The organism is Paenarthrobacter sp. NPDC018779 (assembly GCF_044391085.1).
Taxonomy (GTDB): domain Bacteria; phylum Actinomycetota; class Actinomycetes; order Actinomycetales; family Micrococcaceae; genus Arthrobacter.
The window spans coordinates 102,939-126,384 of record NZ_JBIRZS010000011.1; the positions used below are offsets into that span (position 1 = coordinate 102,939).

Below are 23,446 nucleotides of genomic sequence, written 5' to 3' on the forward strand. Positions count from 1 at the left end.
AATTGGGTGTTCAGTATTGCTTGCCGGGGGACAGGAAGACAGGGCCATGACGGAAGTCGCCAAGCGAAAAACGGGCAAGATCGTTGCCATCGTGGGGATCTGCGCGGCCATTGCCGCGGGCGGAATCGGAGTTGCAACCGTTCCGGGCCTGTTGGCCGGTTCCGCGCAAAACCAGGCCGGAACCGCTCCGTCGACTCCGGCTCCCGAGGCCAAGCCCGTGGAATTGGGGGTCACGCCGCTCGATGGCGCGGTTGAGTGGAACCCTGTGGTTGGTCCGCAAGTGAAGGCCGTCAACGGCAAGGTCAAGGACGTGGTCCTCGCTCCGGTTGGCGGTGGCACGCCCGTTCCCGGCAAGACCAGCGCCGACGGCACCACGTGGACCACCCTGGAAGTCCTGAAGTTCAAAACGCAGTACAACTACTCCTTCACCGTAGTGGACACCGCGGGCAAAGAGACGAAGAAGACCCAGACCTTTACCACGGTATCCGCCGCCTACGAAGCCGACGCTTCCATCTATCCGCGGAACGGTTCGGTGGCGGGATCGGGCCAGCCCATTGAGATCAACTTCAGCGAGCCGGTGCTGGACAAAGCCGCGATGGAGAAGCGGGTGGGCATCACCGTATCCTCCGGGCAGCCCGTGGCGTGGCACTGGTACTCGGACAAGAAGGTCCGCATCCGGCCCGAGGCCTTCTGGGCATCGGGAAGCACTGTCACTGTGGACATGAAGCTCCTGGGGGTGGACTTCGGCAACGGCATGATCGGCAACGGGAATGTCACTTCCACCTTCACCACCGGACCCCAGCGCATTGCGGTGGTGGATGACACCACCAAGACCATGAATGTGTACATCAACGGACAGTTGGAGCACACTGCCCCTGTCTCGCTCGGCGGGGAGGACTGGCTCTCGCCCACGGGCTACGCCGTGATCATGGAGCAGGAACGCCACTCGAACTTCAACGCAGGAACCATCGGTCTCAAGCCCGGCGACAAGGGGTATTACCCGCCGCTGGTTGTGGAGTATGCCAACCGCCTGACCTGGTCCGGAGTTTATGTTCACCAGGCCCTGGAAGCTGCGTGGGGGGCCATCGGCAGGGTCAATGTTTCCCACGGCTGCGTTGGATTGCTGCCCGAGGACGCCGCGTGGTTCTTCAACAACATGAAGACCGGCGATGTGGTGCAGATCCTGAACACCGGAGCTCCGCCGGTTGAACCGCTGGAAGGCTTTGGGGACTGGAACATTCCCTGGGCGAGCTACGCGCAGCGGTAGACCTGCTGTTAAGATCGAAGCAGTGATTATCTCCTGCGCTCTTTGATGAATCTTTTCGGTGCCGGCCATTCCCCGGCCCCTCATTTTGTGCTGCCTTCTGCGGTGATAACGGGTGTTCCGAAGGGGAACCCTTTGATGGGTTCCCTGGCTCATGCCCCCGGATCCTTTTCACCTTTTTGGAGCACCTGTGACCATTTCACCTATCCTTCGTCCCGACTGCGGCAAGTGCTTTGCGCTGTGCTGCACAGCCCTGGGTTTCGCCCGTTCGGCTGACTTTGCCATAGACAAACCTGCCGCTGCACCGTGCCCGAACATGGCCGGTGACTTCAGCTGCACCATCTATGAGCGGTTGCGCCCGCGCGGCTTCAGCGGCTGCACCGTGTTCGATTGTTTCGGTGCTGGGCAGGTGGTGTCCCAGCAAATCTTCCGAGGTGTCAGCTGGACGGACGACCCCTCTTCCCGAACGTCCATGTTTGCCGTCTTCAAGGTGGTTAGGCAGCTCCACGAGATGCTCTGGTACCTGGAGGAAGTGCAGCAACGCACCTACGATCCTGAACGCGCAGACGCCGCGCGCCAGTTGTCGCGGAGCGTCCTGGCCGTCACGGGTGGCGACCCGGACGCCGTCGTGCGTGCCGACGTCGAAAACCTTCACGGCGAGGTCCGCACGCTTCTCCTGGAGGTGAGTGGGGAGGTACGGGGTTCGTACGGTGCTGAGGGAAGCAGCACGTACGACGGCGGACTCAGGCCGGGTGCGGACCTCGCCGGAGCGGATCTGTGCCGCCGCCGGCTGTGCGGTGCCGACCTCCGGGGAGCATTGCTTATCGCGGCGGACCTCAGGGGGAGCGACCTCACGGCCGTGGACCTTCTGGGCGCAGACCTTCGCGGCGCCCGGTTGGAGAACGCCGACGTGTCCCGGTCCCTTTACCTGACCCAGCAGCAGGTCAACGCCGCGGAAGGGAACGGTGCCACGCTCATCCCGGCGCGGCTTGACCGGCCCGGGCATTGGGGGTGAACGTCAGCGTTCCGTGAACGGAAGCTTTCGCAGTCTTTCGCCAACGGCAATGTTGCGTTGCTCCGCTTGACGCAGCCGGATGAACTCGCGGTTCCTCCGCTCGCCCAGGACCGCCCCGATGTAATCCGCGGGGTTGGTTCCGGGCGGCGGGGGAGGAGCGACGTAGCGCGACAACTCGGAGGCCAAAGCGATGGCCATGTTGTTCCGTGAAACGGGCGCCATCCGGTATGCGTGCTGGACGAAAGTTCCGGCCCTGCGGGCCGTGGCGTCCGGGACGCGGCCAATGTCCGCCATGGCCACCCAGCCCTGGAGGTACGGAGGGGCCGTGGCCAGGATGTGCGGCTCGGCTGGGACGCGGAGACGCAAGGAGTAGGTTCCGGCAACAATATCGCCCAGTCGCTTGGACTTCTCGTTGAACAGGGCCACGCCGATTGCCAGGCCACCAAAGGTCAGGTAGATCTCCAGGAATCCGAGGAGCCCCCGGATCACTGCGTGCCTGAACCGGATGGCGCCGCCGTCGTCGCGGACGATCCTCAAGCCAGCAGCAAGCTTGCCCAGGGAGCGCCCCCGGGTGAGGGTTTCAACGGTCACCGGAACAATGACGAAAGTAAAGACCACGGCTGCCAGGATCATGGCCCGCATGGCAGCCTCATCAACATCGCTGGCGGCCGCTCCCAGGAGGACTATCAGGAGGATCAGCAGGAGGATGTGCGCGACGACATCGATGATCAGTCCCAAGGCACGTGCTGCGAAAGAGGCTGGGCGCAACTCAAGGACAACGGCCTCGCCTGTGATGATCGAACTCAAGCCGTCCCCCGGTCCATAGTGCTGGCAGGCACTCCTGCGGCAGGCCAAGAGGGCCCACTTCACCGAGTCTAGCGGCGCTCCTGCCTCCACGGGCCATGTCACGGGCTAGGGTGGTGCCGTGGACATTGATGCCTTCTCAGCCGTCAACCAGGACAAATGGTCACGGCTGACGTACCTAGCCCAGAAGCGGCGGCTTTCCGGAACCGAAGCCGATGAACTGCTGCGCCTCTACCAGACGGTATCCGCCCACCTGTCCCTCATTCGTTCCGTGGCACCGGAGACGGCCTTGTCGTCGTCGTTGTCGGCGGCGCTGGCGCAGGCCCGCACACGGTTCACCGGTGCGCGGTCCAATTTCATGGAGGACCTGGCCCGCTTTTTCGTCATCTCGCTCCCAGCCGCCTTCTACCGGGTCCGCTGGCTCACCGTGTGGTGCGGGGTTTTCTTCGTCCTGGTTGGCGGCGCCTACGCCTGGTGGATCGGCACCTCGCCCGAAGCTTTGCGCGCGGTTTACGGAAGTGATGCGAGCATCCGCCAGTACGTCGAGGACGACTTCATCGATTACTACTCCGAGAACCCCGCCGCCTCCTTTGCCGGAGCCGTATGGACCAACAACGCCTGGATCTCCGCCCAGGCCGTGGCATTTGGCGTGACCGGATTCTGGGTGCCTATGATCCTGTTCCTCAACGCCCAGGGGGTGGGCGTGGCCGCGGGCGTGTTTGCCGCTTCCGGCAAGCTGGACGTCTTCTTCAGCTACATCCTCCCTCACGGCCTGATGGAACTCACAGCCGTTTTCATCGCCTGCGCCGCCGGACTGAAGATTTTCTGGGCGATGGTCCAGCCGGGACCGCGAACACGCTTGCAGGCCGTAGCCGACGAGGGGCGTTCGCTGGTGACCGTCGCGCTGGGGCTGGTGCTGGTGCTGCTGGTCTCAGGCGTCGTCGAGGCGTTCGTGACACCGAGTCCGCTTCCTGTCTGGGCGAAGATCACCATCGGTGCGCTGGTCCTTGCCGGCTATTGGGTCTACACGCTCCTTCTGGGCGGCCGGGCTGCCCGCGCCGGAGAGACCGGCGACCTGGACGCCAACGACGCCGGCTACCGCGGCATTTCGGCGTAGCACCTTACAGTTACGTTTCAATCTGGCCGCAGGCGGGGTGGCTCCTGTCTCGGTGCATGGGCGGACTGTAGGCTCGAAAGCAGACAAGAATGCCGGCAGGCCCCAACCGCCGGTGGATGCCTACGGAAGTGAAACCGCTGTGAGCGACAAGAGCCCGAAACCACAAGAACCGGACACGGACGTCCATGACGATCCCGATGAGCCGGCTTTCGACTGGATGAAGCCCAAAGCCTCCGGTGGAACGTCTCCAGCCGCCGGGTCCGCCCCTGCCGCTTCCAAGGCTTCTGCTGCTCCCGCTACCCCCACTGGCGGACAGCCAGCCGCGGCGGCTGCCAGCCAGCCATCGGCGCCGGCCGGCAGCCAGCCATCGGCGCCGGCCGCCGGCCAACCTGGGAGCCGTGCCGATCGGAAGGCAGCAGAAGCTGCCGACGCCGAGCCGGAGCCACCGCTTTTCGCGGACACCGTTGCGGGCCGCCCTTCGCACTATTCGGAACCGTTGCCGACCTCGGCCCTTTCCGTCCGTCCTCCCGAGGAGGAAGTGGCGCGGAGGAATGCCGAGCGCGAGCAGGCCGCGAAAGTGAAGCCGATTGGTCCGCGTGTTTTCCAGGTCCTCCTGGCGGTGTTCTACCCCGTGATCCTGCTGGTCCTGGCGGTGCGGGCCGTGACCAGCCCACTGTTCCTTTGGGTGGAGTACAACCGCCCGGGATTCCCGGGTGACGGCTACGGCTTCAGCACCGACGACCGCATGACCTACGGATCCTACGCCGTGGACTATCTCAGCAACTGGGCCGGGCCACGGTACCTGGGCGGTTTGGTCAACCAGGACGGCGCCAAACTGTTCAAGGACTCCGAAGTCTCGCACATGGCCGATGTCAAAGTGGTCATGCTGTCCTCGTTCGGCGCCGGCCTGCTGCTCATCATCCTCAGCATCATCGCGATCATCTACCTCCGGAAGCGGAGCGTCGGCGGTGTGCGCCGGGGGCTGTTTGCCGGATCCATCGTGACGCTCGTGATCATCATCGGCCTGGCGGTGTTGGCCGTGCTTAGCTGGCAGCAGTTCTTTACGGAGTTCCACCGGATTTTCTTCGCCAACGGCACATGGACGTTCTCATTGGAAGACACCCTGATCCGCTTGTTCCCGGGACAGTTCTGGTCGGACGCCGGAATCGTGATCGGGGGGCTGGTCTTCCTGGCCGCTACGTTGACGTTCATCTTCACGTGGCCTACCCGCCGGCGCCGTGGCGTGGCCACTGAGCAGGTGGCCGACGCTGATGCCGCGGAGCAGGACGAAGATCCGGCCTCCCAGGAAGAGGCTGTCCGCCGCTAGGGCGATTGCCCGCCGGGCGGTGGCCCTACTTCGCGTAGAGCCTGTCCACCAAGGGTGAGAAATCGTTCACCACGGCCGCCCGCTTGAGTTTCAGCGAGGGCGTGAGGTGGCCCGACTCGATGCTGAGCTCGGCATTGATGAAGTCGAATTTGCGGATCGACTCCGCTGCCGAGACCAGCTTGTTGGCTTCGTCGACGGCGGATTGCACGGCCGCCCGCACACGTGCGTCGGCAGCGGCCTCCTGGAGGGACAGGGCCCCGGTCTTGTTCTCGGCGCACCAATCGGTTAGCCCCTCGGGGTCCAGGGCCACGAGGGCTGCGACAAAGGGACGACCGTCGCCGACCACCACGGCCTGGCCTACGAGTTGGTGTTCGCGGAGTTTCTCCTCCAACGGTGCTGGCGCTACGTTCTTCCCTCCGGCCGTTACCAGGAGGTCCTTCTTGCGGCCAGTAATGGTGAGGAAACCGTCCTGGTCCAGCTCGCCGAGGTCTCCGGTGCGGAAGAACCCGTCAACGAACGCCTCTTCGGTGGCAGCTGGATTGGCGTGGTATCCCTTGAACACTCCGATGCCTTTGACCAGCACTTCGCCATCGCCGGCCACACGGATGGTGGTGCCGGGCAGGGGAATTCCGACAGTGCCGATGCGGGACATGGTGGGCGTGTTCACGGTGCAGGGCGCCGTGGTTTCGGTGAGCCCGTACCCTTCCAGGACGGGAACGCCCGCGCCGTGGAAGAAGTGGTTTTCCCGAAGGCTCAGGGGGCTGGCGCCGGAGACGGTGTAGCCGACCTCCCCGCCGAACACCTCGCGGACCTTCGGATACAGGAGTCTGTTGAACACGGCGTGCTTCAGCCGCAGGAGCAACCCCGGGCCCGTTCCCTGCCCACGCGAGGCGAGGTCCACCGCCGTCGAATACTCAACAGCGGTGGCCGAGGCTGCCGCGAATAGCGCCGACTTGCCGCTCATGGTCGCCTTGTGGCCGGCGCCGGCGTACACCTTCTCGAAGATACGCGGCACGGCCAGGAGGAAGGTGGGCTTGAACGCGCCGAGGTCCGCCATGAGGCCGTTGGCACCGGCACTGTGGCCCAGGGTGACACCGGCTGAGAGGCACACCACCTGCACGGCACGGGCCAACACATGGGCCAGGGGCAGGAACATCAAGGTACGGGCGTCCTGCTGCATGAGCAGCTGCGGAAGGAAAGGGATGACGTTCCTGGCCACCAGCACAAAATTCCCGTGCGTGATTTCGCAGCCCTTGGGTTTACCCGTGGTCCCTGAGGTATAGACGATGGACGCGACGTTGGCCAGGGTTGCGGCGCTGCGTTGCCGTTCCAGCTCCGTGTCCGTAATTCCGCTTCCGACGGCGGCCAGGCTGGTCAGGTTGGGCACCTCGCCTTCGTGCTCCATCCGGATGATGGTCACGGGATCGTCGCCCAGGGCGGCCGACTTGTCCACGACGCCGCGGACCAATTTAGCCTTGCCGGCGTCCTCGACGAAGATCCGACGGGCGCCGGAGTCCACCAGGATCCACTCGATCTGGCTCGGCGAGGACGTCTCATAGATAGGCACGGTGACACCGCCGGCCATCCAGATGGCGAAGTCCACCACGGTCCACTCAAAGCTTGAATGGGACAGGACGGCTACGGGATCACCGGGATTAAGGCCACCGGCAATCAGTCCTTTGGCCATTGCGTTGACGTCGGCCTGGAAACGGGAAGCATTGACGTTCAACCAGCCATTGGCGGTCTTGTGCGCGTAGAGCGTCCCGAACGGGTCCTTGGCACACCGTTCCAACAGGAGGTCCGTGACATTGCTGTTCTCATCGGCCTCGACCAGAAGCTCCGTGCTTGCTTCCCTCACGACCCTCCTCATTTCCTTGCCGTTGCTGCGCACTGCCGGGGCCTTCCAGCAGGCACTGGTCAATTGCCTCCATGGATCAGCCTAGATCCACGAAGGCATCCACATCCTCATCCGCCAGTCCTGGTAGCTGATCACTTCGGCGGTCAACACCGGATAGAAGAAGGCTGTGGCAATGACGGCCAGCACCACGATGAGCGCCACGATGTAGAAGCCGGACCTGCGCCGCCAGGGTGGATCGCTGCTCCGGCCCAGCGCCAAGCCCAGCACGTACGTCAAGCCCAGCACCAGGAAGGGTTCAAAGGACACCGCGTAGAAAATGAACATGGTGCGTTCCGGGTACATGAACCACGGAAGGTAGCCGGCAGCCACGCCGGCCAGGATGGCACCGGCCCGCCAGTCCCTGCGCCCGGCCCACCAGAACAGCAGGATCACCAGGGCGATGGTTCCACCCCACCACACCACAGGGTTGCCGACGGGAAGGATGGCCGACGAACAGGTTTCCACCACACACCCGGCAGTTCCCTGTTTGGGCGACTGGTAATAGAAAGATGTTGGCCGGCCCATGATGAGCCACGTCCAGGGACTGGATTCGTAGGGGTGGTCCGAGGACAGGCCCTGATGGAACTTGTAGGCCTCAAGATGGTAGTGCGCCAAGGAACGTACGGAGTTGGGCAACCAGTCCCAGCCGGGGGACGGATTGGTGGCAGCCCACTGCCGGTAGTACGCGTCCTTGGACAGGAACCAACCCGTCCAGGTGGCGACGTACGTAACGCACATGATGGGAATGATGGTGACGAATGCTGCGAGGCCGTCCTTGATGATGGCGGCACTTGGCCAGCTTCGGATTCCGGCAACACGGCGGGCGTTCATGTCCCAGAAAACGGTCATGAGGCCGAAGGCAACCACGAAGAAGAGGGCAGACCATTTGGTTCCGACGGCAAGCCCCAGGCAGATCCCCGCCACGAGCCGCCACCAGCGCATGCCCAGCCACGGGCCGGAGAGCAGTTGGACGGGGGAGGGACGGCCATCGGGCGAAGCAGCCGCTTGCGCGGCAAGCCGGGAAGCAAGACGACGGCGGCCGTCGTCGCGGTCCAACAGCAGGGCACCAAAAGCCGCGAAAAGCCAGAAAGCAAGGAAGATGTCCAACAAGGAGGTCCGCGACAACACCAGATGGTGGCCATCGACGGCGAGGAGGAGCCCGGCGACCAGGCCGAGTATGTGGGAACGGAACAGCTTCAGCGCGATCAGCGAGATCAGGAAGACCGTGAGTGTTCCGGTCAGGGCAGCCCCGAACCGCCAGCCGAAGGGGTTGTCCGAACCGAACAGCCACATGCCGAAAGCGATCATCCACTTGCCCACGGGTGGGTGCACCACGTATTCGGGAGAGTTCAGGAGGACGTCCGGATTGCCGATGTTGAACGAGTCGTTGGCTTTGGCCGGCCAACTGCGTTCATAGCCGCTCACCAGGTAGGAGTAAGCGTCTTTGACGTAGTAGGTCTCATCGAAGACCAGGCTGTGGGGTGCATCCAGCCGGTAGAAGCGAAGGATGCCCCCGAGCGCCGCCGTCAGGGTGGGGATCAGCCAGAACCACAGGCGCAACGTCGGCGGATAGTCCCGCCAACTCTGGATGCTGCCGATGAGCCGGGACCGCAGGGCGTTCGCGGTGAACGCCTCAGCCGGACGCTCAATCCAATGGTGGCCTTCCAAGCCACGCCTTTGTCCACGATTGCCGGGGCTGCGCCGGCCGGGGGGCTGCCAAGCGGTCAGTTTACTTACCGTTTGTCCGCCAGCAGCACCCTGTGCCGTCTCTTCGGCCTCTTCAGGCGAGGACGGCATCCCGGGAGTTCCGGAAGCTGTTGCTGGGACGGGCGACTGGTTCACCCGCCCATGCTACCTTTCGATGCTTGGTGCTAAGCCGGAATGCCTCGCGGGGCGGCCCGGGCATTAGGCTTGGCAGGTGGACGAAGAACGCAGCGTGCCGGCCGAAGCCCCCTTGGATGACGACTTTCCCGACGACGAGCTCGAAGCGCCGGTACCCGACGGGACCTCCGGAATCGGAAGGATCGTCCTGGCCGCAACCCCCATTGGGAACGTGGGCGACGCGTCCTCCCGCTTGATCGAACTCCTGGGCACCTCGGACATCATCGCGGCCGAGGATACCCGGCGGCTGCATCGTTTGGTTCAGGCGCTTGGTGTCCAGGTCACCGGCAGGGTGATCAGCTACCACGAACACAATGAGGTGGCGAAGACCGGCGACCTGCTGGAACAGGTGCGCGCAGGCAAGAACATCCTCATGGTCAGTGATGCGGGGATGCCAGCGGTTTCCGACCCCGGGTTCCGCTTGGTTGAAGGCGCAGTCGCGGCCGGGCTGACGGTGACGGCAGTGCCCGGGCCTTCGGCTGTGCTGACCGCCCTGGCGTTGTCCGGGCTGCCGACGGACCGCTTCTGCTTCGAGGGCTTCCTGCCCCGTAAATCCGGGGAGCGTAGTTCCCGGCTCGGGGAGTTGGCTGACGAGCGCCGCACCATGGTGTTCTTTGAAGCGCCCCACCGCCTGGAAGCCATGCTGCGTGCCTTGCACGAACGCTTTGGGCCGGACCGCACTGGGGCCGTCTGCCGGGAACTGACCAAGACCTACGAAGAAGTGATTCGCGGATCCTTGCGGGAACTCCTGGAGTGGGCCGAGTCCAATGAGGTCCGGGGCGAGATCGCCGTAGTGGTTGGTGGTGCACCTGAACAGGCGCCGGCCAAGCCAGAGGACCAGGTTGTTGCCGTCAATGAGCTGGTCTCCCAGGGAATCCGCCTGAAGGAAGCCGTTGCGGCGGTGGCCGACGACGCCCGCATCAGCAAGCGGGAACTGTACGCGGCGGTACTCGCAGCGCGCTGATGCACTCCTGTGCAGTTGCACAAATTGGGAGGCGCAGGGCAGTGCGCGAAGGCGTAGACACTCCTTCCGGCCGGGCAGTACCGTGGCAGTAATTCAAGCCACTTCTGGCAAGGAACCCTAGTGGTGCAACACTCCAAAGCACCCAAGACGAAGGAGTCGCCATGACTGTCACGGTTGAACGCGAAAGCGAACTGCTGGCTTCCGTTCCTACTGGCCTGCTGATCAATGGTCAGTGGCGTCCGGCGGGATCCGGGAAGACTTTTGATGTTGAGGACCCGGCTACGGGCAAGGTCCTGCTGAGCATCTCCGACGCCGGCGCGGAGGACGGCGCTGCGGCCCTGGACGCCGCTGCCGCCGCGCAGGCTGACTGGGCCCGCACGGCCCCGCGCGAACGTGGCGAGATCCTGCGCCGTGCCTTCGAACTCGTCACCGAGCGCGCCGAGGACTTCGCGCTGCTGATGACCCTGGAAATGGGCAAGCCCCTGGCCGAGGCCCGCGGTGAAGTGACTTACGGTGCCGAGTTCCTGCGCTGGTTCTCCGAAGAAGCCGTCCGCGTTTCGGGCCGCTACTCCGCAGCCCCGGATGGCAAGAACCGCCTGCTCGTGCAGAAGAAGCCCGTTGGCCCGTGCCTGCTGATCACGCCGTGGAACTTCCCGCTGGCCATGGCCACGCGCAAGATCGCCCCGGCCGTCGCCGCAGGTTGCACCATGGTCCTCAAGCCGGCCAACCTGACCCCGTTGACCAGCCTGCTGTTCGCCCAGGTCATGCAGGAAGCCGGCCTGCCCGCCGGTGTGCTGAACGTCATCCAGACCTCCACCGCCGGGGCCGTGACGGGTCCGCTGATCAAGGACGACCGCCTCCGGAAGATCTCCTTCACCGGCTCCACCCCGGTGGGCCAGGCCCTCATCCGGGGAGCCGCGGACAAGGTGCTGCGCACCTCCATGGAACTGGGCGGCAACGCACCGTTCGTCGTGTTCGAGGACGCTGACCTGGACAAGGCCGTCGAAGGCGCCATCGCGGCGAAGATGCGCAACATGGGCGAGGCCTGCACCGCGGCCAACCGCTTCATTGTCCAGGAATCCATCGCTGACGAGTTCGCGCAGAAGTTCGCCGCGAAGATCGCCTCCCTCACCACCGCCCGCGGCACCGAGCCCGAATCCAAGGTCGGCCCGCTGATCGATGGCAAGGCCCGCGACGGCGTCCACGCCCTGGTTGCCGACGCCGTCGCAGGTGGCGCCGAGGCAGTCACCGGTGGTGCCGCCGTCGACGGTCCCGGCTACTTCTACCAGCCCACCGTGCTGAAGAACGTCGCCGAAGACGCCCGCATCCTGCAGGAAGAAATCTTCGGACCCGTAGCCCCGATCGTCACGTTCTCCACCGAGGACGACGCGATCCGCCTGGCCAACAACACCGAGTACGGCCTGGTGGCCTACGTCTTCACCAAGGACCTCAACCGTGGCCTGCGCGTGAGCGAACGCCTCGAGACCGGCATGCTCGGCCTCAACGCCGGCGTGATCTCCAACGCCGCAGCTCCGTTCGGTGGCGTCAAGCAGTCCGGCCTGGGCCGCGAAGGCGGCTCCGAAGGCATCGAAGAGTACCTCTACACCCAGTACGTAGGCATCGCCGACCCCTACGCCGACTAGGCCTGCTCTCCACCAAGGAGCCGCATGCACCGCTCTCGCAACAAGAACGGTGCGCCGTAAGCGAAGGGCCCGGCCTGGAACCACAAGTTCCGGGCCGGGCCCTTCGCTGTCCTAGCGGCGTTGGGGAAGCAGTCCGCGCATGGCACGCCACGCCCTCGCGATTCCGTAGCCGAGGTGCCGGAAGAGGGCCGCTATGGCCCGGAACGGCGCCCCGAGTGCACGGAACCACCGGCGCATCAACGACGGCGGCAACCAGGTTGCACGGAAGCGGACCCACCAGCTGGCGTTGTTCCGCAACGATTCGCGGACGACGGCGATCCTCGCCGCGGCTGCCCTGCTCGCCTCAGTGGGCCTTCCGTAGCGTTGCCGCTCGAAATCCGAGGTCAGCGAAGAGACAGCGCTGTGGGCGGCTTCGTCGAGTCCACCCGCCTCACCCAGCGCGGTGCTGGAGCGAAGCCGGGAGGAGAAGTGCCGGGGCGTTTCGCTCGGGGTGGAAGGCACCCCAAAATCTGCGGAAAGATCCAACAGCTCCGCCCACGCATGGGCGGCCGAAGGGTCCTGGTACCCGGGTGGCCGCTCGTCCTCCGGAGGAGGCCTGCGGTTCAGGCGACGGCGGCGCAACAGGGTGCGGCTCAGCCAGGGCGATCCTAGGAAGGCCGCGAAAATCACGGCAGCGGCCGCAATGAGGCCGATGGTCGGGAACGGATTGCTCTCCACGGGTCCCGTGGTGGGAGTTTCCGCTCCAGGCAGCGGCAGCGGGGTAGGTGCCGGCGTGGCCGGTGTAGTGGGGACGTCCTTCTCGTCGGCGTTGGTGCTCAGGTTGCCGGTGACAGACGAGTCAGTGGCGTAGTCGGGAACCACACCACGGGAGGGAGTTGGTTCGAAGGGAACCCAGCCGAGGCCCTCGAAATACAGTTCGGGCCAGGCGTGGGCATCGCGCGCATCCACCTCATATTCGGGGAACGACCCCTGGCCCACCAAGGCCACCGACTCACCCGTTAGCCGGCCGGGAGCGTAACCCACGGCGATACGGCTCGGGATGCCCTCCACTCGGGCCATGACTGCCATGGCCGAGGAAAAGTGGACGCAGTAGCCGGCTTTGACGGAAAGGAAGTCTGCCAGCACCGAAAGGCCGTTGCCGTCATATCCATTTTGCACCGGGGCCTGGAGCGAATAACTGAACTCTCCCGAACGCAGGAACTTCTGGATGGCCAAGGCCTTGGCGTAGTTGTTCCCGGAGGACGCCGTCACCTTGTCCGCTGTCTCGCGGACAATGCCCGGAAGGTTGCCCGGAATGCGAAGGAAGTCATCCGAAATGGAGCGGGGAGCAGCATTGGCTTGGGAGAGCGTCTGGGCCGTCACTTTGGGGGCGGCAGAAAACACCACATAGCGCTGGGCCAGGGTGCTGGTTTCCGTGCTCATGATGCTGAGCGTGTTGGGGTCCCACGTCCAGCGTCCGTTGAGGCCATTCACGGACACGGGTGCGAACGGAGCTGGGAGGTACGGGCTGGTGAACAGGCCGGCATTGATGGATGTCACGGCGTTCACCACGTCGCCCTGGACTGCGTACCCGGTTTCTATCTTGTCCGCCCCGGCGCGGCGCGTGGCGGTGCGGTCGTCCGGAGCCCAGGTTTCGCCGTCGAAGTGGTCAATGGTGACCGACCTCAGGTACAGCGGTGCGCTGGAACTGGTGGCGTACGTGATGCGGCCCGAGCCCGTAGGGCTGCGGAGGCTGTTGCCCAGGGTGATCATGGGATTCAGCCCGTTCGAAGTTCCCCAGGGGCTGAGCCGCGATCCCTGGGGAAAGGTCCCAGAGTCGAAGCCCGGGATGGCGAGTGGAACCGCCAAGGCCAATCCGAGCGTCAGGACACCGGTCACCAGGGACCGCTTGAACTGGCCGGAACTCCGCGGAGCCCCGGACTGCAGCCTCGAATCGGGGGCAAACCACTGGCTGCAGCCGAGGATGAGCAGGAAGCCGATGGTCGCTCCGATGAAGCCCGGCATCCCCACGCTTTGCGGTTTGATGGTGGCCGGCACCACCATCACTGCCAGCAGGCCCACACCGCTGGCCGCCGGCATGGAGAGCGGGACGGCCAGCGCGTCGATGAGGATGACCAGGAGGCCCAGGCACGCGCACGTGACGAACACGATTCCCGCGTTCGGGGCCACCGGAGCACTCTCCGAAACCACCGTTTCGCCCGCGCGCTTAATGAGCCGTCCTACGGCCGCGAACGTGCCAGGGGTAGGGATGAAGCCCAGCAGGCTGTCCGCGCGGCAGAACGTGAAACTGAGGATGCCGGCAAGGGCGGCAAACGAACCGAGCGTGGACAGGATGGGAGGGAGGCGGAGCGAGCGCAGGATGGCCAGCGTCAAGGACACAGCCACCACGGTGGTGATCAAGGGCAGGAGCCAGGCCCAACCTCGGAACACGCCGTTCAGGGACAGGGATGCGCCGAGGACACCCACCGAGATGGCACCGGCCATGGCCCAGGGGTACAGGCCGACGCTGGGCTTGCCCGCCCGGGAACGCCCGGGGGTTTTTCTGGTCGGGGCATTCCCGCTCTGCGTACCCGTGCCGGAGGGCCTCGATGTCACCGTCACCGGGGCACCGCCGCTCCACGCCTGACGTCCATGGCCGCCCCGGCCGCGGCAACGATGCCGCCTTCGTCGAAACCGGACCAGGCGGCTGCCCACGGTGTCTTGGCCGTTACAGCGAGTGCCCGCCAGCCGCCTTGCCGCAGGATCTCCAGGACGTCGTCGTTGTTCCGGGCCGGGTCCGTGACCATCAGGGCAAAGGCATTGGCTCCGTAGGCCGCTGCCGGAGCCAGCGACTTGGCCTCCGCCACGGTCAGTGTGCCAAGGAGAGCCAGTAGGGGACCGCGCAGGCGGTGCGCGGCCAGCTTGTCCATGAGTCGATCGTCGAAGGCTGTGTCCAGGCCATCTGCCCCGGGCGTTTCGGGCCCCGGAGCCCCACGGCGCGGCACCTGGCGTGGCGCCTCTTTCTGCCCGGCGTCTGCCCTGACATGCTCGGCCCTGTGATGCCGGGGACCGCCCAGTTCGATCGCCGCAAGGCTCTCGGCAATGGCATGCAGTCCGCCGGAACCGATGAATTCCTCGTCTCCCGGGTCCGGCGCTGAGCGGGAATGGGCGAAAGCGGGGTGGCCATAGGCATCAAGGACTCGGAGGGAATAGTTCCGTTCGGAAAGGTGCGCGCTGATGGACATCGCCGCCGTCACCACCCACTCGAAATTGGGCGACGTGACCAGGTCCGAGTCTTCGTCGTGGCTCCCGAACACCGTGCCGGTGCCCGAAGCAAAGGCTGTGAACCTCTGGTCCATGACGATGGTTGCTTCCGGCGTGGTCACCGACTCTTCCTGGCGCACCATGAGCTGCCCGTGGCGGGCCGTCGCCGGCCAATGCACCCGGCGCATGGGGTCACCGTGCCGGTACTCGCGCGTCATGATGTCGTCATCGCTCGGATTCGCCCGGATCCGGGTGGCAGTGACGCCGTCGTTGCCGCGCGCGCCGGCCAAACCCGTCGCGGGAAGTTCGACGGCGGCCGGCGTCACGGTGAGGAGGTCGCCGTCGTCGATTGCATGGCGACGCAACGACAAACCAAAGGGATCGCTGAACTCGGCGGTGACCGGGCCAATCCTGAACTGCCCGCGCTTTCCCGAGCGCAGATGGTACTCATAGCGGCTGGTACCGCCCGAGGCGGAACGGGCAGGGAAGCGGAACGCCGGCGGCTCGCCGAAACGTGGCGGCAGTTGCTCCTCCATGATCACGTGGCCCGTGGCGAACGATGTGCGGGCCACCGCCAAGCGGACAGTTGTGGCCGTGGCGGTCTCCACAGTGGAGGGATTGAATTCCCGGTACACCTGGAACCGTGGTTTGAGGATGCGCACGCCAGCCAACGCAACCAGCGGCAGGAGGATCAGGAAGACTGCCAAGGTCAGGAGATCGCGCCGGCCCATCACGTGCGCGCAGGCCAACGAGGCCATCCCGGCAGCCAGAAGTCCCCACCCGCGGTTGGTGAACAAATGCTTGGGCAGCCGGTCCACGAGTGCCATGCGCTTCTCCTCTGCGGTTCCGGTGCTACGCGGTCTGCTTGTCCCGGCGCCAGGCGCCCGGTGGCTCCTGGGCAACAGGCAGCGAAGCGAGGATGCCCCGGATGATGGTCTGCGGAGTATCGCCGGCGCTCGCGGCCTTGCGGTCCAGGATGATCCGGTGGGCCAGGACGGACTCCGCCACATCAACAACGTCGTCCGGCAGCACGAAGTCGCGACCATCCAAGGCCGCAGTGGCCTTCGCGGCCCGCAGCAACTGGAGGAGGGAACGCGGGCTGGCGCCCAGCCTCAGCCGTGCACTGTCCCTGGTGGCGCGGCCAATAGCCACCGTGTATTCCTTAATGGCTGTGGAGACGTACACCTGCTGGACCGTGGCGATCATGGCCGCGACATCGCCGGCTGTGACAACGGGGGTGACCTTGGCCAAAGGGGAGACGGCCTGGTGCGTCTCCAGCATCTCGATCTCGGCTTCCTGGTCCGGGTAGCCCATGGAAATCCTGGCCATGAACCGGTCGCGCTGGGCCTCCGGCAGGGGATAGGTGCCCTCCATTTCAATGGGGTTTTGCGTGGCCACCACCATGAATGGCAAGGAGAGCTGATAGGAATTGCCATCCACCGTGACCTGGTGTTCCTCCATGCACTCCAGGAGCGCTGACTGGGTCTTGGCCGAGGCACGGTTGATCTCGTCGCCGATCACGATGTTCGCGAAGACCGCGCCCGGCCGGAACTCGAACTGGCGGGAGGACTGGTTGTAGATGGACACACCCGTCACATCGGAGGGCAGCAGGTCCGGGGTGAACTGGATGCGCGAAACCGTACAGTCCACTGTTCGGGCAAGGGTTTTTGCCAGCATGGTCTTGCCGACGCCGGGAACATCTTCCAACAGGAGATGCCCCTGGGCCAGCAGCACAGTGAGGGCCAGCTTTGCGGCGTCAGCTTTGCCGTCGATGACCTTGCCAATGGCGGCCAGGATCCGCTCGCTGGCATCGTGGAACCGTTCCGGGTCCATGACCTGCGGCTTGTGCCCGTTGAGGACGGCATCCCGGGGCGCGGCGGCATATGCCTCGCCCTGGAAGGCAGCGGGTTCAACGGTGACGTGTCGCTTGGACTCCATGGATTGCCCTTCAGCCGTGGCCAACGTCCCCCGTGTGGCCTCCTTGTCCGTTCCAGCCTACCCAGAGTTTGGGTGTGGCTCACAGAGTGGCAGGCGAATTTATGTGCCAACTGGAATTTATGCGAAGGGCCGCGGCGGCGCGGGCGGGACCGCGGTCCGGTTAAGGTGGGAGCATGTGCAACTCCCTCGCTCCTGCTCCCTACCGCAGCAACGTCGACGAGACCGAGGCCAAGGATTCCCGAAAAGAGTACCCGCCGGCCCCCGAACCGCTGCCCGTACCCGTGATGGACAACCATACGCACCTCGACTTCCGGCACGGACTGATCGAGGTCAACGTTGCCGACGCCATGGACTCCGCGGAAGCAGTCGGTGTCCAGGGGGCGGTGCAGGTTGGCTGCGACCTGGAGTCCTCGCGATTTACCGTGGAGGCCGTGGAAGCCGATCCTCGCCTGCTCGGAGCGGTGGCGATCCACCCCAATGATGCCCCCGTCTACGCCGGCCGGGGCGAACTGGAATCGGCGCTCGCGGAGATCGAGGAACTGGCGCGCCACCCCCGCGTCCGCGCCATCGGGGAGACAGGTTTGGACTTCTTCCGGACCCACGGAGAGGGACTGGCCCATCAGCGGTATTCCTTCCGGAGGCACATCGACATCGCCAAGCGCCTGGGACTCACCTTGCAGATCCATGACCGGGACGCCCACGACGACGTGGTTCAGGTGCTGCGCGAAGAAGGAACTCCGGAGACGGTTGTGTTCCACTGCTTTTCGGGCGGCGCCGAATTGGCCCGGATCTGCAACGAGAACGGTTGGTACATGTCCTTCGCCGGAACCATGACCTTCAAGAATGCAGACAACCTCAGGGAAGCGCTCGCCATCGCGGAGCCGAGTAGGGTACTGGTGGAAACTGATTCGCCGTTCCTTACCCCGCACCCTCACCGCGGCCGGCCGAATGCCAGCTACATGGTTCCCTACACCGTCCGTTCCATGGCGGATGTGACAGGAAGTGACCTGGCCGGGCTGTGTTCGCGATTGGCCGAAAACACCGTCAACGCCTACGGAACATGGGCCTGAGCACCGCTTTTTCCTGCCCCGCAGGGCCCGTTAGCTGAATACCCGGTATGCAGATTTCTTGGCCGCTTTATAACAGATCGGTTACTGTGTACAAGAAATAGCCGGGGTCGGGGAAGGCCTCCGGACAGCTGGTTCGGTTATTCCGGACACCCCAGTTGAATGTTTTTGGCGGCACAGATGCCCGCCGTGCGTGTGGGACCAGGCTCTTTGCCTGGCCCCTTTCCTGTGCGGCCGGGCATGTTTGTTCTGTGCTTATCCCCGTGCCCGGATCGTCTGAGAGTTATGGGCAAACGTGATCAAGTTCTTCACAACGGATGGAAAGTTCAGCTTCCTCAAAGTCGGTGCGCAGGCACTGGTTTTGGTGGCCTTGGTGGCCGGCGTTGTTGCCTTTGTGGGCAACAACAAGACCGTCACCCTCAACGTTGACGGCAAAGTGAGCTCCATCCAGACCTTCGGCGGCACAGTTGACCAAGTGGTCAAGGCCGCCAAGGTGGAGTTGAAGAACGACGACCGCGTGACTCCTGCCCTGGACACCCGCGTGGAAAACGGTTCGGTGGTCAACGTGAACCTTGCGAAGGCCGTCTCCATCGAACTGGACGGCGCCCGCAAGACGGTGAACACGAACGCCCCCGACGTCGCCGGGCTGGTCAGCGAACTCGGCGTGGCCAGTTCGTCCGAGATTTCCCAGCCCAAGGACGCTTCCCTGGCCGTTGAGGGTTCCTTCGTTTCCATCTCCACCCCCAAGACCATCAGCCTGGTGGCCGACGGCAAGGACACCAGCACCACCACCACGGCATCAGACGTTGCAGAGGTGCTCAAGGACGCAGGCATCACCGTAGGTGCCAGCGACCGTGTCTCCCAGCCGGGCAACGCTCCCGTCATCCAGGACATGGTGATCAAGGTCTCCCGCGTGGACACCAGCAAGACCGCAGATGCCACCGAAGAAGTTCCGTTCGAGAGCGTCCGCACGGACAGCGCCGAACTGTACAAGGGCGAGGAAAAGGTGACCCAGAAGGGCGTTGCCGGTTCCGTGGTGAAGACGTTCAAGCTGGTCCTTGTGGATGGACGCGAAGCTTCCCGGACCCTGGTCTCCAGTAACGTCACCACGCAGCCGGTCACCGAAAAGGTTGCCGTTGGCACCAAGGCCCGTCCTGCAGCCACCCCCGCCAAGGCTGTCTCCGGTGCCGCAACCGGGGCGCCGAACGAGGCCATGTGGGACAGGATCGCCCAGTGCGAGTCCGGCGGCAACTGGGCCATCAACACGGGCAATGGCTACTATGGCGGCCTGCAGTTCTCCAGCCCCACCTGGCTGGCCAACGGCGGCGGTGCCTACGCCCCCACGGCAAACCTCGCCAGCAAAGCACAGCAGATCGACATCGCCAACCGCCTCTACGCCAAGAACGGCCTGCGTGACTGGGGCTGCGCCGGCGCTGCCTGATCCCGCGCAGGCAGTACGATACCTAGGTGACTGAACCGAATTCCGAACCCGCCGCCGTCGCGCCTTTGCTGGGCGCAACTGACATCCGACGGTTAGCCGAGGAAATCGGTGTCCGCCCCACCAAGACCCTGGGGCAGAACTTCGTGATCGACGGCAACACCATTCGCAGGATCGTCTCTGCTGCCAACATCGATGCCTCTGAGACCGTCCTCGAAGTGGGGCCCGGCCTGGGCTCGTTGACTCTCGGGCTGCTTGACGCGGCACGTGAGGTTGTCGCCGTCGAAATCGATCCTGTGCTGGCCCAAAAACTGCCCGAGACGGTGCGTGCCTGGCGTCCGCAAGCTGAAGACAACTTCCACCTGGTGCTCTCTGACGCCATGAAGGTGACCGAGCTGCCGGTTGAACCGACCGCCCTCGTAGCCAACCTGCCGTACAACGTGGCAGTTCCCGTGGTCCTGCACCTGCTCCAACACTTCCCGAGCCTGCGCCATGGCCTGGTGATGGTCCAGGACGAGGTGGCGGACCGCCTGGCTGCAGGTCCCGGCTCCAAGATTTACGGGGTTCCGTCGGTCAAGGCCGCCTGGTATGGGCAGATGCGTAAAGCCGGCGTGATCGGCATGAACGTCTTCTGGCCGGCCCCCAAGATCCATTCCGGACTGGTTGCCTTCACCCGGCACGATCCCCCCGCCACGCACGTGACCCGGGACCAGGTCTTCGCCGTGATCGACGCCGCCTTCGCCCAGCGCCGGAAGACCCTCCGCGCCGCCCTGGCCGGCTGGGCAGGCGGCGCAGTGGAGGCCGAACGGTGCCTGGTCGAAGCCGGCGTGGACCCCACTGCCCGCGGCGAAGTGCTGGACATCTCCGCCTACGTACGCATCGCCGAAGCCCGCCACCCAAGGGACGCATGAGCACGGGCACCCGTGGTTTGCCTTTCGTGGGGGAGCGGTTTCAGCCGCGCACCGTCCGCGTGAAGGCTCCAGGCAAAGTCAACGTCTCCCTGAGCGTTGGCCCGCTGAGGCAGGACGGATACCATTCCGTTGCCAGCGTGTACCTTGCGGTGTCCCTGTATGAAGAAGTTGCCGCCACCAGCACTGAAACCCCGGGAATAACTGTCAGCATCAGCCCCGGAAGCACCTTGGACCTGGACGGCGTGGATATTCCGCTGGACGAGCGAAACCTCGCTTACAAGGCCGCGGCTCTCATGGCCGAGATGTCCGAGAAGCCAACTGGTGTGCACCTGGAAATTACCAAGCGGGTGCCCGTGGCCGGTGGCATGGGAGGCGGATCCGCTGACGCCGCAGCTACGCTCCTGGCCTGCGACGCCTTGTGGGACAGTGGCCTGTCACGCGAAGAATTGGCCCACGTAGCTTCCGAGCTTGGCGCCGACGTCCCGTTCTCGCTCCTGGGCGGGACCGCCGTCGGGCTTGGCGTGGGCGACAAATTGTCGCCGGCGCTTGCCAAGGCGCAGATGGACTGGGTGCTGGTGTTCGCCGACTACGGGCTCTCCACCCCCGAGGTGTTCCGGACGCTCGATGGCCTCCGCGACTCCGAAGGCAGCGAGGTCCCGGAGCCTGTGGACGTGGATCCCACCATTTTGCAGGCACTCCGGAACGGCGATCCCGAAACGCTCAGCCGGGTGCTGGTCAACGACCTCCAACGTGCGTCGATTGCCCTCGCCCCAGGCTTGAGGGACACGATCGGGCTCGGGGAGGCCCGGGGAGCGCTTGCCGGAATGGTCTCCGGTTCCGGACCCACCATCGCCCTGCTGGCCCGGGACCCGGACTCCGCAGCCGTCCTCGCCGAAGAGCTGTCGCACCGGGGCCACACGGCCCTGGCAGTCCATGGCCCCGTGACGGGTGCCCGGATCATCTCCGATACCCTCCTTTAGTACGCATTTCCAGCTGTAGAAAGTAGTACCTCTTGGCCCACCTCCTTGGCGGCGAAAACCTGACGGTTTCCTTCGCGACCCGCACAGTCCTCGACGGCGTCACCCTCGGATTGGAGGACGGCGACCGGATTGGCATGGTGGGCCGCAACGGTGACGGCAAGTCCACCCTCATGCGGCTGCTCGCGCAGCGCTCCACCCCGGATTCCGGGCGTGTGACCAAGCGCGGCGACGTCAACGTCGGCTACCTGGACCAGGGTGACGTGCTCGACGGCGACCTGACAGTAGGCGCTGCGATCGTCGGCGACCGCGCGGATCACGAATGGGCCGCGAACCCGAAGATCCGCGAAATCATGGGCGGCCTGGTGGGCGACGTCGACTGGCACGCGAACGTCCACTCCCTGTCCGGTGGGCAGAAGCGCCGTGTGGCGCTGGCCAAGCTCCTCATCGAAGACCACGACGTCATCATGCTGGACGAGCCCACCAACCACCTGGACGTCGAAGGCGTCGCATGGCTTGCCCGCCACCTCAAGTCGCGTTGGCGTGCCAACCAGGGCGCCTTCCTGGTGGTCACCCACGACCGTTGGTTCCTGGACGAAGTCTGCAACTACACCTGGGAAGTCCACGACGCCATGGTGGACATGTTCGACGGCGGATACGCCGCCTACGTTTTGGCGCGCGCCGAGCGGGACCGGATGGCCGCCGTCGTCGAGAATAAACGCCAGCAGCTCGTCAAGAAGGAACTGGCCTGGCTCCGGCGAGGTGCGCCCGCCCGTACTTCCAAGCCCAAGTTCCGCATCGAGGCCGCCAACGAGCTGATTTCCGACGTTCCGGAACCACGCGACTCGGTGGCGCTGAACAAAATGGCTACTGCCCGGCTGGGCAAGGACGTGCTTGACCTCGAGAACGTTTCGCTCGATTTCCTCGACGGTGCCGAGGGCCAGAAACTCTTCAACAACATCACCCTTCGCCTTGCCCCCGGCGAACGGCTCGGCCTGGTGGGCGTCAACGGTGCAGGCAAGTCCACACTGCTGAAGCTGCTCAACGGGGATATCCAGCCGAGTGCCGGCAAGCTCAAGCGCGGCAAGACCGTGGTGACCGCCGTCCTGACCCAGGATGTGAAGGAACTCGACGAAGTCTCGGATCTGCGGGTCATTGAGGTCATCGAACGCGAAAAGCGGTCCTTCAATGTCGGTGGCAAGGAATTCACCGCCGGACAACTCGTGGAGCAATTGGGCTTCACGAAGGAAAAGCAGTGGACTCCCGTCCCTGACCTTTCCGGTGGGGAACGCCGTCGACTCCAGCTCCTGCGCCTGCTGGTGGGCGAACCCAACGTGCTGATGCTCGACGAGCCCACCAACGACCTCGATACCGATACCTTGGCCGCCGTCGAAGATGTCCTGGATGGCTGGCCCGGAACGTTGGTTGTGGTCAGCCACGACCGCTACCTGCTGGAACGCGTCACGGACCACCAGATGGCGTTGCTCGGCGATGGCAAACTCCGGGGCCTCCCCGGTGGTGTGGACCAGTACCTTGAATTGCGGGAAGCTGCGCTGGCTTCGGGTGCCGTTCCGGGTGGATCCACCTCGCCTGCGGCAGCTGCCTCCGGTGGTACCGCACCTGCTGCCTCCGGACCCAGCGAGGCCGAGAAGCGCGAGGCACGCAAGGACCTCAACAGGATCGATCGCCAGCTGGGCAAGATCGCGCAGCAGGAGGAGAAGCTACACACCCAGATGGCCGCCAAGTCCGAATCCGGCGACTTCGACGCGCTCGGGGAACTCAATGCCAAGCTGCAGGAGTTGCTCGACGAGAAGGAAGGCCTGGAACTGGAGTGGCTGGAGGCCGCAGAGGTCCTCGGCGAGTAGGACGCTCGTTACCTTTTTCGTAGCCTGTTTCCTGGTGCAGGATATGGGTGTGCTGGCCTGCCGGCTCCGGCATGATTTTGACGCTCTGTCGCTTG

The 23,446-nt window shown here is 64.9% G+C and carries 17 protein-coding genes; 11 read left to right on the forward strand and 6 right to left on the reverse strand.

Annotation, left to right across the window (positions count from 1 at the left end; genetic code table 11):
- Positions 1–46: 46 nt before the first annotated feature.
- Positions 47–1,267 carry an Ig-like domain-containing protein gene (locus ACH488_RS13220; RefSeq protein ID WP_397324786.1) on the forward strand — a complete coding sequence of 407 codons (1,221 nt, stop codon included), beginning with the start codon at positions 47–49 and terminating at the stop codon, positions 1,265–1,267.
- A 187-nt stretch (positions 1,268–1,454) separates the two neighbouring features.
- On the forward strand, positions 1,455–2,279 hold the full coding sequence (locus ACH488_RS13225) for a pentapeptide repeat-containing protein (protein ID WP_397324788.1): 825 nt from the start codon (positions 1,455–1,457) through the stop codon (positions 2,277–2,279).
- Between the two features lie 3 nt (positions 2,280–2,282).
- Here ACH488_RS13225 and ACH488_RS13230 read toward each other — a convergent pair whose 3' ends face one another.
- Complete coding sequence (locus ACH488_RS13230; RefSeq protein WP_397324790.1) at positions 2,283–3,086, reverse strand: RDD family protein; 804 nt, start codon at positions 3,084–3,086, stop codon at positions 2,283–2,285.
- 118 nt (positions 3,087–3,204) lie between these two features.
- Here ACH488_RS13230 and ACH488_RS13235 point away from each other — a divergent pair, with 118 nt between their 5' ends.
- Together ACH488_RS13235 and ACH488_RS13240 are read left to right on the forward strand one after the other, a co-directional pair.
- Positions 3,205–4,200 (forward strand): stage II sporulation protein M, encoded by a 996-nt coding sequence (locus tag ACH488_RS13235; protein ID WP_397324791.1) that lies wholly within the window; start codon positions 3,205–3,207, stop codon positions 4,198–4,200.
- Positions 4,201–4,339: 139 nt separating this feature from the next.
- A complete protein-coding gene (locus ACH488_RS13240) occupies positions 4,340–5,527 on the forward strand; it encodes a TIGR01906 family membrane protein (RefSeq protein WP_397324793.1) in 1,188 nt (395 codons plus the stop codon).
- 25 nt (positions 5,528–5,552) lie between these two features.
- On the opposite strand, the gene ACH488_RS13245 is transcribed toward ACH488_RS13240, so the two are convergent.
- Together ACH488_RS13245 and ACH488_RS13250 are read right to left on the reverse strand one after the other, a co-directional pair.
- Complete coding sequence (locus tag ACH488_RS13245) at positions 5,553–7,385, reverse strand: AMP-dependent synthetase/ligase (RefSeq protein WP_397324795.1); 1,833 nt, start codon at positions 7,383–7,385, stop codon at positions 5,553–5,555.
- Between the two features lie 81 nt (positions 7,386–7,466).
- Positions 7,467–9,221, reverse strand: coding sequence for a dolichyl-phosphate-mannose--protein mannosyltransferase (locus ACH488_RS13250; RefSeq protein WP_397324821.1), 1,755 nt, complete (start codon positions 9,219–9,221; stop codon positions 7,467–7,469).
- A 157-nt stretch (positions 9,222–9,378) separates the two neighbouring features.
- Between ACH488_RS13250 and rsmI the strand changes: the two genes are divergently transcribed.
- Complete coding sequence (gene rsmI, locus ACH488_RS13255; protein WP_397324823.1) at positions 9,379–10,269, forward strand: 16S rRNA (cytidine(1402)-2'-O)-methyltransferase; 891 nt, start codon at positions 9,379–9,381, stop codon at positions 10,267–10,269.
- Between the two features lie 161 nt (positions 10,270–10,430).
- The gene (locus ACH488_RS13260; protein ID WP_397324796.1) at positions 10,431–11,912 is read left to right on the forward strand and encodes an NAD-dependent succinate-semialdehyde dehydrogenase; all 1,482 of its coding nucleotides are present in this window, start codon (positions 10,431–10,433) and stop codon (positions 11,910–11,912) included.
- Positions 11,913–12,023: 111 nt separating this feature from the next.
- Here ACH488_RS13260 and ACH488_RS13265 read toward each other — a convergent pair whose 3' ends face one another.
- The 3 genes from ACH488_RS13265 to ACH488_RS13275 form a co-directional block, all read right to left on the reverse strand.
- Positions 12,024–14,396 carry a DUF3488 and DUF4129 domain-containing transglutaminase family protein gene (locus tag ACH488_RS13265; RefSeq protein ID WP_397324798.1) on the reverse strand — a complete coding sequence of 791 codons (2,373 nt, stop codon included), beginning with the start codon at positions 14,394–14,396 and terminating at the stop codon, positions 12,024–12,026.
- Between the two features lie 113 nt (positions 14,397–14,509).
- Positions 14,510–15,982 (reverse strand): DUF58 domain-containing protein, encoded by a 1,473-nt coding sequence (locus ACH488_RS13270; protein WP_397324800.1) that lies wholly within the window; start codon positions 15,980–15,982, stop codon positions 14,510–14,512.
- Positions 15,983–16,007: 25 nt separating this feature from the next.
- Positions 16,008–17,093 carry an AAA family ATPase gene (locus ACH488_RS13275; protein ID WP_397324802.1) on the reverse strand — a complete coding sequence of 362 codons (1,086 nt, stop codon included), beginning with the start codon at positions 17,091–17,093 and terminating at the stop codon, positions 16,008–16,010.
- Positions 17,094–17,266: 173 nt separating this feature from the next.
- On the opposite strand from ACH488_RS13275, the gene ACH488_RS13280 reads away from it, so the two are divergent.
- From ACH488_RS13280 to ACH488_RS13300, 5 genes are all read left to right on the forward strand, one after another.
- Positions 17,267–18,163 carry a TatD family hydrolase gene (locus ACH488_RS13280; RefSeq protein WP_397324803.1) on the forward strand — a complete coding sequence of 299 codons (897 nt, stop codon included), beginning with the start codon at positions 17,267–17,269 and terminating at the stop codon, positions 18,161–18,163.
- A 292-nt stretch (positions 18,164–18,455) separates the two neighbouring features.
- Complete coding sequence (locus ACH488_RS13285) at positions 18,456–19,601, forward strand: transglycosylase family protein (protein ID WP_397324805.1); 1,146 nt, start codon at positions 18,456–18,458, stop codon at positions 19,599–19,601.
- Between the two features lie 26 nt (positions 19,602–19,627).
- Positions 19,628–20,509, forward strand: a complete 882-nt coding sequence (rsmA, locus tag ACH488_RS13290) for a 16S rRNA (adenine(1518)-N(6)/adenine(1519)-N(6))-dimethyltransferase RsmA (RefSeq protein ID WP_397324807.1) — start codon at positions 19,628–19,630, stop codon at positions 20,507–20,509.
- Complete coding sequence (locus ACH488_RS13295; protein WP_397324809.1) at positions 20,506–21,489, forward strand: 4-(cytidine 5'-diphospho)-2-C-methyl-D-erythritol kinase; 984 nt, start codon at positions 20,506–20,508, stop codon at positions 21,487–21,489. The genes rsmA and ACH488_RS13295 overlap by 4 nt, the downstream gene beginning before the upstream one ends.
- Before the next feature lie 32 nt (positions 21,490–21,521).
- Positions 21,522–23,351: an ABC-F family ATP-binding cassette domain-containing protein gene (locus ACH488_RS13300; protein WP_397324811.1), complete on the forward strand. Its 1,830-nt coding sequence runs from the start codon at positions 21,522–21,524 to the stop codon at positions 23,349–23,351.
- The last annotated feature ends 95 nt before the right edge of the window (positions 23,352–23,446 follow it).

Excerpts from the sequence above, each read along its gene's own strand:
- ACH488_RS13220 (WP_397324786.1), top strand. The coding sequence starts at position 47 with ATGACGGAAGTCGCCAAGCGAAAAACGGGCAAGATCGTTGCCATCGTG.
- ACH488_RS13250 (WP_397324821.1), bottom strand. The coding sequence starts at position 9,221 with ATGCCGTCCTCGCCTGAAGAGGCCGAAGAGACGGCACAGGGTGCTGCT.
- ACH488_RS13260 (WP_397324796.1), top strand. The coding sequence starts at position 10,431 with ATGACTGTCACGGTTGAACGCGAAAGCGAACTGCTGGCTTCCGTTCCT.
- ACH488_RS13265 (WP_397324798.1), bottom strand. The coding sequence starts at position 14,396 with ATGGCCGGTGCCATCTCGGTGGGTGTCCTCGGCGCATCCCTGTCCCTG.
- ACH488_RS13270 (WP_397324800.1), bottom strand. The coding sequence starts at position 15,982 with ATGGCACTCGTGGACCGGCTGCCCAAGCATTTGTTCACCAACCGCGGG.
- ACH488_RS13275 (WP_397324802.1), bottom strand. The coding sequence starts at position 17,093 with ATGGAGTCCAAGCGACACGTCACCGTTGAACCCGCTGCCTTCCAGGGC.
- ACH488_RS13280 (WP_397324803.1), top strand. The coding sequence starts at position 17,267 with ATGTGCAACTCCCTCGCTCCTGCTCCCTACCGCAGCAACGTCGACGAG.
- ACH488_RS13295 (WP_397324809.1), top strand. The coding sequence starts at position 20,506 with ATGAGCACGGGCACCCGTGGTTTGCCTTTCGTGGGGGAGCGGTTTCAG.